The sequence below is a fragment of the Paenibacillus sp. MABNR03 genome (genome assembly GCF_050455445.1).
In the GTDB taxonomy this organism is placed as follows: Bacteria; Bacillota; Bacilli; order Paenibacillales; family Paenibacillaceae; genus Paenibacillus; species Paenibacillus xylanilyticus.
The window spans coordinates 1,815,854-1,829,373 of sequence record NZ_JBCIYR010000001.1 but is presented as its reverse complement, the minus strand read 5'-3'; the positions used below and the strand labels follow the sequence as shown (position 1 = coordinate 1,829,373).

General features: G+C 46.4%; 8 protein-coding genes. 7 read left to right on the top strand and 1 reads right to left on the bottom strand.

Annotation, left to right across the window (positions count from 1 at the left end; all coding sequences use genetic code 11):
* Positions 1-99 precede the first annotated feature (99 nt).
* The gene (locus AAIH57_RS07625; RefSeq protein ID WP_430021154.1) at positions 100-639 is read left to right on the top strand and encodes an AAA family ATPase; all 540 of its coding nucleotides are present in this window, start codon (positions 100-102) and stop codon (positions 637-639) included.
* A 248-nt stretch (positions 640-887) separates the two neighbouring features.
* Here AAIH57_RS07625 and AAIH57_RS07620 read toward each other — a convergent pair whose 3' ends face one another.
* Positions 888-1,964 (bottom strand): LacI family DNA-binding transcriptional regulator, encoded by a 1,077-nt coding sequence (locus tag AAIH57_RS07620; RefSeq protein ID WP_430021153.1) that lies wholly within the window; start codon positions 1,962-1,964, stop codon positions 888-890.
* Between the two features lie 503 nt (positions 1,965-2,467).
* On the opposite strand from AAIH57_RS07620, the gene AAIH57_RS07615 reads away from it, so the two are divergent.
* The 6 genes from AAIH57_RS07615 (at position 2,468) to AAIH57_RS07590 (ending at position 12,363) form a co-directional block, all read left to right on the top strand.
* A complete protein-coding gene (locus AAIH57_RS07615; protein ID WP_430021350.1) occupies positions 2,468-3,361 on the top strand; it encodes an ABC transporter permease in 894 nt (297 codons plus the stop codon).
* Between the two features lie 16 nt (positions 3,362-3,377).
* Positions 3,378-4,259, top strand: a complete 882-nt coding sequence (locus AAIH57_RS07610) for a carbohydrate ABC transporter permease (protein WP_175398915.1) — start codon at positions 3,378-3,380, stop codon at positions 4,257-4,259.
* Positions 4,260-4,316: 57 nt separating this feature from the next.
* A complete protein-coding gene (locus tag AAIH57_RS07605; protein ID WP_430021152.1) occupies positions 4,317-5,924 on the top strand; it encodes an ABC transporter substrate-binding protein in 1,608 nt (535 codons plus the stop codon).
* Between the two features lie 96 nt (positions 5,925-6,020).
* A complete protein-coding gene (locus tag AAIH57_RS07600; RefSeq protein WP_430021151.1) occupies positions 6,021-7,502 on the top strand; it encodes a glycoside hydrolase family 32 protein in 1,482 nt (493 codons plus the stop codon).
* Positions 7,503-7,521: 19 nt separating this feature from the next.
* Positions 7,522-8,412, top strand: coding sequence for an ROK family protein (locus AAIH57_RS07595; RefSeq protein WP_430021150.1), 891 nt, complete (start codon positions 7,522-7,524; stop codon positions 8,410-8,412).
* Between the two features lie 120 nt (positions 8,413-8,532).
* Positions 8,533-12,363: a GH32 C-terminal domain-containing protein gene (locus AAIH57_RS07590; protein ID WP_430021149.1), complete on the top strand. Its 3,831-nt coding sequence runs from the start codon at positions 8,533-8,535 to the stop codon at positions 12,361-12,363.
* Positions 12,364-13,520: the final 1,157 nt, after the last annotated feature.

Here is a 13,520-nt window from a genome sequence, read left to right as displayed (position 1 = left end):
ATTGAATTCAAGGGTCCTAGTTGCAGAACATGATGGACAGTTAGTCGGATATTTAGCAGTCACTGGTGAAGATACAAGTAAGGAGGGAGGCAATCTGTTATGGAAGAAGTAATTTACTTAATCACAGGCGTTATGGCTTCCGGAAAGTCAACGGTGGCGGAGCTGCTGGCTTCCAAGCTGGGGAAAAGTGTTCATCTGCGAGGGGATGTGTTCCGTCGCATGATCGTATCCGGCCGTGAAGACATGTCCGCTGAACCTTCCGAAGAAGCAATCCGTCAATTACATTTGCGGTATCGATTAGCCGTAAATGCTGCAAAGACCTATTATGACAGCGGATTTTCTGTTGTTTTGCAGGATAATTACTATGGAGCGGAGTTAATCTATATGATGGAGCAATTAAAGGATTACCCGGTACAGGTCGTTGTGCTGTGTCCAAATGTAGAAGTGGTGAAAGAACGTGAAAAATTAAGAGGCAAGGTCGGTTATACTGGCTTTACGGTGGAAAATTTGTATTTAGAGTTCATGAAGGAAACACCTAAAATCGGGTTTTGGCTGGACAGCTCGGAGCAGACACCAGAGCAATCAGTAAATGATATCTTATTACACTCTGAAAAAAATGAACCTATTACAAATCTGTAGTGACACTTTTTTAATGATATATCGAAGGAAGCGTATAGTTCTATTCATAGTCGCTATTATAGCGGTTTTTTATCGGAATAAAATAGAAGGCGAAAAGGAATCAGTGATGCTGCACGTGAAGCGATAAAAAAAGAACAAGCGAGCTTGCGTATTGACGCACAGCTCGCTTGTTCTTTTATTAACCCATCCGCTAGAGGGAGAACTTAACGGTGGTATACAAATCTTGTCGGAATTATCCGCCAATTCATTTATTTTACGATTACATCAGCCAGATTAGAGTTGGCAGGCATAATGGTTGGTGTGGATTCTCTTATGATCGGTTTGGTCACGATGTGCGAAACCTGATAAGGTTGTGCAGGGTTGTCAATTCGGGATAACAGCATTTCCGCTGCCTTGATACCCATCTCGTTGCTATATATATGAACCGTCGTTAATGGAGGTTCAATAATTCGTGATTCGGGAGCGTTATCGAATCCGCATACAACCACATCCTGTGGAACGGATACATTTCTCAATTTCAAGGCCTTAATCAGTTCAACCGCGATGAAGTCATTGGCGCAGACATAGGCATCAGGTAACGATTTCAACTCAGACACTCGATCCCTCAACCAGCCGGGCTTCGAGAAGAACAGGCGGTCATCCTCCACAATGCATTGGGATAGATCGACCTGCAGCCCCGATTCCAGCATGGCCCGCTGATATCCTACCCAACGTTCATTGAAGCTTTTGCAGTGATTGTAATCCCCGGCAAATCCAATATTTTTGTAGCCGCTCTCAATTAATTTTTTGGTTAACTGGTAGATGCTATGTTCATTCTCCATCAACAGCAGATCAGCATGGAAATCAGGATAACATATGTTCGAAGCGCAATCGATGAAGATGGTGGGGATCCCCAGATTGGTAATAAGCTGAGTGTATTCAAGATTGAATAATTCAATACAAATGATGCCATCTACCTTCGAAAAATCAAAATTGTTGGGAAGTGTAAGTGAATTCTGATCAACCTCGCGCACAATATGGATGGAGAGATTGTATCCCTCCGCACTAATTCTTTTCTCCAAACCGCTGATCAATAACGAACCAAAGTGTGAAGTATTGGGCAGATTTTCTGTTAACAGGGCGATATTCCCTGGTGTTTTGGGTAAGACATGCTCACTCTCCATATAAGCGAACTGTTTGTATTTGAGTTCCATTGCTTTTTTAATTACACGATTCCGTGTCTCGTCCGGGATATTGCCAGAATCATTTAATGCCTTGGAAGCCGTATTCCTGGAGATGCCTAAAGCATCCGCGATGTCCTGAATCGTGACTCTTTCTTTTGCCATCTCGTGTTTCACCTCTAATGATCAAATGGTCATCCGTATAGCTATCTAACTCAAATGTATAATAGATTGAAGCAAATAGCAATCTCGACTTTACAAATGCACAATTTAGTTTACATTTTCCAAATTGAGGCAATCCACTTTGGTATGTATGTATTCTTTCTGCCATGACCGGAAAATAACAATCTCCCTACGATTTATGGGCTTAAGGCATAGAAAAGGGTAAGGGATATACTTTATACACGCAATTATATGGACGATCTATACTGTAAGCTCACAAAAAAGTAATCAAATGCACAATTATTTTTACATAATGTATTGACTAATGCCTAGATTACCTGTTAAATTGTAAATTATCAAATGAGCAATTGTAAATATTGAAAGCCCTTACCGGGTGCAATTGTAAACTTACAGTGATGAACGGAGGTAACATGTTGGATAACGCAGTGGATACCCAAAAAAGTTCGGGAAGGGCACTGAAAGAGAGGACATCGACCAGTCAAAGGATGCAGCAGCTCAAAAAGAATTACTTCTTGTATTTGTTACTCGCACCAGCTTTGATCCTGACCCTTGTCTTCAAATACATCCCGATGTATGGAGCCATTATTGCATTTAAGGATTTTAGCCCAATCAAAGGCATCATGGGCAGTGAATGGGTAGGGTTGAAGCATTTTGAGAAATTTTTGGCTTCCCCCAATTTTGATGTCATTTTTATGAATACGCTTAAACTCAGTTTTTTTGGATTGATCTTCAGCTTCCCGGTACCCATTTTGCTAGCTCTCATGCTCAATCAGGTGCGTAAAGCCGGAGTGAAGAAAAATATTCAGTTGTTTCTGTATGCACCAAACTTCATATCGGTTGTTGTCATTGTGGGTATGCTGTTTATCTTTTTATCACCGACAGGGCCGATTAACCAATTCGCCACATGGATTACCGGTCAGCCGATCATGTTCATGTCCGAGCCGGAATATTTCCGCTGGATATACATTTTGTCGGATATCTGGACCGGAGCGGGATGGGCTTCCATTATTTATGTCGCGGCGTTGGCCAATGTCGATCCGGAACTTCACAATGCAGCCAATCTCGATGGAGCGAATCTCATTCAGCGTATTCGTCACATTGACCTTCCGACGATTCGTCCAATTATGGCCATCGTATTTATTCTTGCCGCTGGCGGGATCATGTCCATTGGATTTGAGAAGGCTTACCTGATGCAGACGTCCATGAACCTGCCATCCTCCGAGATCATTGCCACGTATGTCTACAAGGTGGGCTTGCAGTCTGGAGATTATGCTTACTCTGCAGCTGTGGGATTGTTCAACTCGGTTATCAACGTGATTTTGCTGGTTACTGTGAATCTGATTGTCAAGAAATTGAATGAAGGCGAAGGCCTCTATTAGGAAAGGAGAGTTATTCATGGTTGTCAAACATACGGGACTGGATCGTCTGCTCCTCGTACTGAACGCGATCTTTCTCACTTGTGCTGTACTGGTTGTGGTCGTGCCCCTGATTTACATTGTTATCGCCTCATTCATGGACCCGACTGTGCTGCTGAACCGTGGCCTGTCTTTCAATGTGTCCGATTGGAGTTTGGATGGTTACCAGATGATTTTGTCGAATCCGGCCATGATTCGAGGTTTTGCCAATGCTGTGCTGTACTCGGTTTCCTTTGCACTCGTGACGGTGACTGTCTCGATATTTGCAGGTTATGCATTGTCTGATGATAGGCTGGCAGGACGAGGATTTTTCATGATTATATTTATCATTACCATGTTCTTCGGTGGCGGACTGATTCCCACCTATCTGCTCGTGCGTAATCTCGGCATGCTGGATACGGTATGGGCCATTATCATTCCAGGTGCAGTGAACGTATGGAACATCATTCTCTCCAGAACCTTTTTCAAAGGGGTACCGCGAGAATTGAAAGAAGCCGCCAATGTGGATGGTGCATCCGAGATGAAGATTTTCTTCCAGATCGTCATTCCATTGTCGAAACCCATCATTTTTGTACTGGCGTTGTACGCGTTTGTAGGGCAGTGGAATTCCTATTTTGATGCCATGATCTATCTGGATAATCCCAATCTCCACCCGTTACAGCTTGTACTGCGCTCTATTCTGATACAGAACCAGGCTGCACCAGGCATGATCAGTGATCAGCTTGCGATGGCGGAACTGAAACGGCTCTCGGAAATGATCAAATATTCAGCCATTGTCATTTCGAGCCTGCCACTCATCATTATGTATCCGTTCTTTCAGAAATATTTTGAAAAAGGTGTCATGGTAGGCTCACTTAAATAGTGAACGGCCTGATATACAGCAAGTTTGATCCAACTCAATTCCATGGAGGTCATGATCATGAAAAAAGCGAACAAGTCCAGAAAAGCCGTTACCACAGCATCCGTTTCCATGCTGTCTGCCATGCTATTGCTCTCGGCCTGTGGTGGGGGCGGAGGCGGTGCAGCGAGTGAAGCCCAATCACCTGATGGCAAAGTGTCATTGAATTTTATTACACAGAGCTCTCCGCTGGCGCCCGCTGATCCGAACGAGAAGCTGATCTACAAGAGACTTGAAGAGAAGACCAATGTGCATATCAACTGGAAAAACTATACGAGTGATGTGTTTGCCGAAAAAAGAAACCTGGCAGTAGCCAGCGGTGATTTGCCGGATGCCATTTTTGACGCAGGTTATGGGGATTATGATCTCCTGAAACTGGCGAAGGACGGGGCCATCATTCCACTGGAAGACCTGATTGAGCAATACATGCCCAATCTGCAAAAAGTGCTGGAGGAAGCTCCCGAATACAAGAGCATGATCACGGCTCCGGATGGACATATTTATTCATTTCCCTGGATTGAGGAACTTGGTAGTGGCAAACAACGGATTCAGGCAGTGGATAACTTGCCCTGGATCAATGTGGAATGGCTGAACAAGCTCGGACTAAAAATGCCGACGACAACCGAAGAACTGAAAGAAGTGCTGATTGCATTCAAAACTCAGGACCCGAACGGTAATGGTAAGGCTGACGAAATTCCGTTGTCTTTCATTAACAAGCCGGGCGGAGAAGATCTGACATTTCTCTTTGCGGCATTTGGACTCGGGGAGAACTGGGATCATACCGTGGTGACCGATGAAGGCAAGGTGGTCTTCACGGCAGCTGATGAAGGTTATAAGGAAGCGGTTAAATACATTCACGAACTGGTTCAGGAAGGTCTCGTGGATGTGGAAGCGTACCAGCAGGATTGGAATACGTATCTCGCCAAGGGCAAAGACAACAAGTATGGCATGTATTTCACTTGGGATAAAGCCAACATTACAGGCATGAATGATACCTATGATGTTCTGCCTCCGGTTGCTGGACCGAGTGGCGAGGTCAATGTGACAAGAACGAACGGTATCGGTCTCGACCGGGGACGTATGGTTATTACCAGCAGCAATAAAAATCTGGAATCCACAGCGAAGTGGGTGGACCAACTGTACGATCCGCTCCAATCTGTGCAGAACAACTGGGGAACGTACGGCGATGAGACACAGCAGAATATTTTTGAATTCGACGAAGCCAAGGGTATGCTGAAGCATCTTCCGCTGGAAGGCGCTGCACCTGTTGAGCTCAGACAGAAAACGAGCATTGCAGGACCGCTCGCAATTCTCGACAGTTACTACGACAAATACACGACCAAACCGGAAGACGCGGCATGGCGTATGGAGCTCCTTGACAAAGTTATGGTTCCGCATATGAAAGCGGAAAACGTCTATCCAAGCGTGTTCTTCTCCATTGATGAACTCGACCGCCTCTCCACGATTGAAACTGATCTGTTCGCCTATGTGCTGCGTATGCGCACGGAATGGTATCAGAACGGAAAGATCGACCAGGAGTGGGATGCTTATTTGAAAGAGTTGGATCGTCTTGGACTGCAGGAATGGCTTCAAATTAAACAAGCGGGATATGACCGCAATACCAAATAAACAAACGGATTGAGGAGATGCTGCTATTCATAGCCGCAGAATGCGAGTAAAGCTGCGTCTCCCCATGATCAGTTTGATCCAAAGGAGTTAACCAATATGTCTACAATAACAACATCCGATTTCCGGGGAATCTATCATTTCACACCTAAGAAGAATTGGATCAATGATCCGAATGGCATGGTATTTTTCAAAGGCGAGTATCACTTGTTCTATCAGCATCATCCGTTTGGCACAACATGGGGACCGATGCATTGGGGACACGCGGTGACCAGGGATCTGGTCAACTGGGAAGAGCTCCCCGTGGCTTTGGCACCGGATGAACATGGCACGATATTCTCTGGCAGTGCTGTGGTGGATTGGAATAATACTTCCGGATTCTTTGACGATGAGCCTGGATTGGTGGCTATTTTCACCCACCATCTGGAAGTGCCAAACGATCATCCGATTCAGCGACAGAGTCTCGCTTACAGCAAGGATAACGGCAGAACATGGATTAAATACGAGGACAATCCGGTACTGGAAGATAAAATGTTCGTGGATTTCCGTGATCCCAAAGTATTCTGGCACGAGCAGACCGCGAAATGGATTATGATTATTGCTTGTGGTCAAACGGTATGTTTGTATCATTCACCCAATCTGAAGGATTGGACACTTGGCAGTGAGTTCGGCGCAGGAATCGGTTCGCATGATGGCGTCTGGGAGTGCCCTGACCTGTTCCCGCTTGCCGTTGATGGAGATGCGAGTCAGGAGAAATGGGTGATGCTCGTCAGCATTGGTGCAGATCCGGCCTTCAAGGAAGGCTCCAGAACGCAGTACTTCACCGGAGATTTTAATGGCATTTCATTTGTTCCTGATGAAGCTTCCCATGCTGTTCGCTGGGTTGATCATGGTCGGGATAACTACGCAGGGGTCAGTTGGTCTGATATTCCGGCAGAAGACGGCAGACGCCTGTTTGTAGGCTGGATGAGTAACTGGATGTATGCCAATCAGACGCCAACGGAAGGGTATCGCGGCGCGATGACCATTGCGAGAGAGCTGACATTGGAGACAAGGGACGGAGAAATCCTGCTGGTTCAGCGTCCTGCGCGCGAGCTGGAACAAGCCCGCAAGCCGGTGTTGTCCCTACAGAATGCTTCCGTCAAACAAGTGAGCGAACAGCTTGAGGCACTGCAGTTGGTGAATTATGAACTCCGTGCAGAATGGGCTTCTGATCTATCCATTCAATTTGCATTACGAAGTGGTGCGGAGAACGAAACGCTCATAGGCGTGGACGCTACCGAGAATGAAGTATACGTCGATCGCAGCCGGTCAGGTATTACCGATTTCCATGAACATTTCCTGGGTCGTCATGCAGCTGAATTAAAAGGAGTAGACGGCAGCCAGCGTTTGTGTATCTTTGTGGATCATTCATCCGTAGAGGTATTTGCTAATGACGGTCAGGCGGTGATTACCGATCTGATCTATCCGGATGCGGGTTCCAAGGGAATCTCGGTTCATACGGATCATAGCGATCTGGTATTTTCTTCGGTTCATATCTATGAACTATCCCCTGTCCAAGCAGAAGGTCAATCGGAATGAGCGCTAGGAGGATAGGGAAATGCGTATAGGAGCCATAGAAGCGGGAGGAACAAAGTTTGTATGTGGTGTAGGCAATGAGCATGGTAGAATTGAAGATTGGTGCAGCTTTCCAACCGAGCATCCCGAGACCACACTTTCGAAAGTTATCGAGTATTTCAGGGATAAGGGAGTGGCGGCCATCGGAATCGGCTCCTTTGGTCCGATTGATCTGCAACCGGATAGTTCCACTTATGGCTCTATCACAACAACACCCAAGCCAGGTTGGGGGAACTGCAATGTTATTGAAACCTTGAAGAGTGAACTCCCGGTTCCCTTCGGATGGGATACGGATGTGAATGCAGCGGCCCTTGGAGAAGTTACTTGGGGAGCAGCGCAGGGGCTGGACAACTGTGTGTATTATACGATCGGCACCGGTGTTGGAATTGGACTTGTGGCGGGAGGCAAACGTGTACATGGATTGCTGCATCCAGAGGGTGGACACATGCGGACGAGGCGGCACCCGGATGATCATTTTACCGGATTATGTCCGTATCACGGCGATTGCCTGGAGGGGATGGCAGCAGGGCCAGCCATTCAAGCACGCTGGCAAAGCCCTGGCAGCGAACTGCCGGCAGACCATCCCGCGTGGGAGATCGAGTCCTTTTACATTGCGGAGTCCATCACGACGGCCATTCTGCTTCACTCTCCGCAAAAGGTCATCTTGGGCGGTGGGGTAATGCAGCAAAGTCATCTATTTCCGATGATTCGGGAGCGGGTTGTACGAAATCTGAATGGTTATGTGAATGCAGCGCCATTAACACATCATATCGATCAATATATTGTTCAGCCGGGATTGGGCCAGCATGCAGGACTATGCGGTGCCCTCGCATTGGGTTTGGAAGCACTGGAACGTGTCACGTCTGCTTCATAGCTTTTGATCTTCATTAACGTCCCGGAAAGGACGGATGCATGTTCACTTATTTTGCTAAGAGAATGCACCGTCCTTTGTGGGATTTTTGCTTATTCATTTATACGAAAAGAGGGAAGGCTCATGAAATTTATCATCCGGTCCATCGGCTGTGTTCTATTATCATGTTTCCTTGTTTTTTCTTCTGCAGAAGCTTATGCCACAGCATCTACTACGGAGACAGACGACACGCAATGGAAAGAGCAGCCATTCGAGGGATCAGCGAAACAACGCGGGGAGGCGGTTCAAACGTTAACCAAAGTGTCTAAGGCTGTAACGAATTTGTCGGATTGGACAGTACAGGGCAGAGGCAGTCTGGAAGATACAGACGAAGGACTCCGTCTGGCTTCGGAAGCCGGGGAGAATGTGATGGCCATTTCCGCCACACGAGCCGATAATTTTATCTATGAAGCTGATTTAATGGTTCAGGATATGAAAGCGGATACAAGTCTTATTTTTCGATCTAATGATACAGGCTGGTCTTCATATATGCTGCAAGTGGTTCCTCAGGCTGGTGTGATACGTCTAAGAGATGCAAGTGGGCAGCCGGGAACGTTATATGTCGAACATAAAGCAAGCCTTGAATCCGGAGGCATCTATCATCTGAAAGTGAAAGCGGACGGGGATAGACTTCAGGTGTTTTGGGATAATCGCTACGATCCGGTAATTGATGTGAAGGACAGTGCCTACTCATCAGGGAAGCTGGGGCTCCATGTTTGGGATGGGTCCGCTTTATTCCAGAATGTGCAGGTTAGTACCATGAATGGAAATGTAGGCAAATCGATAAGCAGCGTAGGCGAATGGCAGCCGGATTTGAAAGGTTATAGAGGGAAGGGAAATGCCAAGGACACCGGAATGATTGTATACGAAAAGACAGCGGCAGATTTTGTGTTTGAGGGGAATATAACACTGTCCAATACAAATGCGGGTTCCTCGGGGGCACTGTTATTCAGGGCGAGTACAGACGGAACGAGGGGATATGAAGCAGTCCTGATCAGGGAAGGAGCAGAAGTAGGAGTTCAGCTTCGAAAGGCAGACGGGACCGTGCTCGCCAGCTCGAATCGCAAGGTTCCAAGTCAACCGGGAGCGAGGCATCACATCGAAGTTATAGCCTCGGGCAGCCTGCTTCAGGTCTATGTGGATGGTTACACCCCTCCGGCTGTTGAGGTCACAGACACAAGTTACGCGAATGGAAATGTCGGTCTTGTGGTTCAACAAGGTATGGCTTATTTTCAGGATATCTATGTGACGGAAGAGTCTGCGTACTACAAGGAAAACTATCGACCCCAGTACCATTATTCTCCGATTCGGGGATCGGCAAGCGATCCGAATGGCCTGGTCTATTACGAAGGAGAATATCATCTGTTTCATCAGGATGGAGGCACCTGGGCTCATGCAGTCAGTACTGATCTTATAAATTGGAAGCGGTTACCCATTGCCTTGCCATGGAATGATCAGGGTCATATATGGTCGGGATCAGCAATTGCTGATTTGAACAATTCAACCGGTCTGTTCACGGATTCAGGCGGAAAAGGTCTGATTGCGTACTACACTTCCTATCACCCGGATAAGCCTGGCGGCAATCAGCGCATCGGTCTTGCCTACAGTACCGATCAAGGTCGGAACTGGCATTACGCTGAAGATCGTCCGATTGTTATTGAAAACCCTGGCAAGAATGGTGATGATCCGGGAAGCTGGGATTTCCGTGATCCGAAGGTCGTTCGGGATGAAGAACACAACCGATGGATGATGGTCGTGTCCGGAGGGGATCACATTCGGTTCTTCACTTCAACGAATCTGCTTGATTGGACGTTAACCGATAATTTCGGATATGGTGATTACGTGCGTGGTGGTGTGTGGGAGTGTCCCGATCTGATGCAGCTGCCTATAGATGGAACGGATCAGCTGAAGTGGGTGCTAATGATCAGTACAGGAGCCAATCCGAAAACCCAAGGATCTGATGCGGAATACTTTGTAGGCGAGCTGACAGCAGAAGGGAAATTCCTGAACGAACATCCGGTTGGGCAGGTGTTGAGAACGGACTTTGGCAAGGAGTTCTACGCATCGATGTCCTTCGCAAATATGCCCGATCAGCGGAAAGTCATGCTTGCATGGATGACGAATTGGGATTATCCGTTTGAATTCCCAACCTCATCTTGGAAAGGGCAGCTGACCATTCCGAGAGAAGTCTCTCTTCGAACCACGGATGAAGGAGTGCGGTTGGTACAAACACCAATTGCTGAACTCCAGACGCTGCGGCATGATCTATATAATGCACAACAATTGATGGTTGGACCCAAAACAAAAAATCCGCTTGATGGCCTCACGGCGGGGGCATATGAGATTGAAGCTGAGGTGGAAATTCCAGCTAACAGTTCCGTAACCGAGTTTGGTTTTCAACTGCGACAAAAGGAGGGGCAGCAAACCACAGTAGGATACAGAGTGGATACACAGAACATGTTCGTGGATCGCTCCACTTCGGGTGACGTGACCTTCTCCGACTTATTCACCAAGGTCCATGAGGCACCGTTACAACCGGAAAATCAGAAGGTGAAGCTGCGCATATTTGTCGATGAATCCTCTGTTGAGGTCTTCGGCAATGATGGTAAGGTTGTTTTCTCGGAAGTCATTTTTCCAGACCCGGCCGGAAGGGCAATGGCGTTCTATAGCCTCGGTGGAGAAGTAAAGGTGAACTCTTTAAAGGTGCACGCCTTGGATAACATCTGGAGAGAGAACACATCTTCTCAGACACAAGTCATTGCAGACACCCACAGAAGAACGGCAAATATAGGGCAGACTCAAACCTTGTATGCGACGGTTGAGGGCGGAAGGGGAAAAGGTGCTCAACCGTTGAAATGGCAAGTAAGCAATCCCAAAGTGGTGCAAATCGTTCATTCTGAAAAGACGGAAGCGACGGTTCGAGCCGTGGGTGGAGGTGAGGCTATCGTAACGGTATCAACGGCAAACGGCAAAGCTTCTGCCAAAATACCGATTACGGTATCCAGCGGCATATTCCAAACCAACTTGTCTGGCTGGAAATCGGATAAATCAACTGCCCAATGGTTTGTTTCCGAACAAGGTATACAGGGGAGCTCTAGTGGAGATTCACAGTATATCGCACAGGAAACGGCGGGCGATTTTCAATATGAAGCTGATCTAACGCTAGGTGCACAGAGTGGAGCGGGGTCCATTGTATTCCGTGCGAGCGAGGATGGACGAAGTGGTTACTACTTGAACATTGATCCTAATCTGAAATCTGTCCGACTTTTTTACAAAGTGAACGGGAAATTCGAAACTCGGCAGGTCCTTACCCAGATTCCGAGATTCATAGGTAAGGATCAAACGTATCACATCAAGATTCAGGCGGATGGTCCTCGGATCCAGGTTGTTTTGGATGGCAAGCGAATAATGGATCTTAAGGATGGAACATTTGCTGAAGGACATTTTGGTGTTCATGTTTTTGGTGGGAGTGCTTCCTTTCAGAATGTGAACGTGAACAATACGAAAAAAGTGGAATTGGAGACGGTGATAATTCGGAACGCAGGACATCCCGCTGTCATGCAAGCTGTTCAATCAGAAGAAGGCGAAGTTATAACGGTTGATGGCGGGGCAGAGAATGCAAGTGAAGGTTTCAAATGGGTACTTGTTCCGACTGGAGATGATTCCGGCTCCTACTCCATCAGGACCTTGAGCGGAATGGCATTGGATTGGGATGTAGGACAGAATCGCGTCCAGCTCTACTCATATCTTGGGTATGCCAATCAACGCTGGCTAATTTCTGAAAATGATGATGGGAGTATACACATCACAAATATGCATAACGGAAACGCACTCGGTATATCCGCGGATGGGTCAGAACTTGTGGTGAATGAGCTTCGCGATGAAAATGAGAATCAAAAATGGTTTTTCAGGTAGGTGATCCCCAATCAAATTGAGTGAAAATACGATAAGGTAACAAGGATACATTCCCATTGAAAGTCGCTATTAGCGGCTTTTTTTGTTTCCATGAACCCATTTCTTGTTCCGATCCGAGGGTGAGAATTTGCTCCGGTTACCGATTACGTCGTTGCCTGGACATTAAAATTATTCAACAAAATGTGACCAAATCAGAAGGCATGGTTGATTCGGGTCATCACCAATCATTACGAATCCTTATTAGGCAGAGGATGGCGTAAACGGGAGGTCAAGCTGGAAGGAGTCGATCCCCTTACAACGGACCCTGAAGATCACGCATTGATCGAACTCGTGCTGTCACTGCCCGTTAAGTATAGATCGGTGGTTCATCTGTATTCTCGAGGTTGAGGATGGAGCGTTTCAAACGTTCTGGAACAGCCTGGGCGAGTAAGGCGCGGAACGCACTACGAATGCATCAAGAAGAGCGAACAGGGCACGCAGGTGCATTTGTTCGCTTTTTTATGTTTGCCTAAACGAGGTATTGCCGAGGGGGTCATGGCATTATTTAATAATATTCTGATGTAAGAAGTGCAGAAAATCACTTTGCATCGAGCCAAGAGTAACTATTTTTTTGATTATTCTGAAATTCCAATATTGGCCGTTGACTTTGAATGACCATATGGCGGAAAGCAGAGTTCCAGAACGATACTTTTGTTCTTCTAAATCAGATACTTCAAATTCAACTTTGTGTACGACTTTGGAAGAAAACAGATTGAGAAAAAGGATAATCATCCGATCCTCATTTACGAGTAATATGGCCCGACTTGTACGAGCCGAGAAACTTTGGGGAGTTGAGTAGCAGATATGCATGTTAGATTCCCTATGGGATTCAGTCAGCTTATCGATTGTTTTTTTGTTAATGAATATCATCGCCAGTTACCTTTCTATTTGGACGTTATTCATGCAATAACTTGTTAAACCATATGTACAGAAAGAATGAGAAACCCATAGCGAATTCTTAAAAGACATTAGTATTGGTATTGCTGTATGAATTCAAACCACTACAAATTCCAATTTTTATGATAAGAGCAAATCTATTCTATACTACCACAAGTAAACGTTCTCAAGTAAGACCAGCTTCCCAGCATTTTACCGATTCCATCCGCCAAGTGCACTTC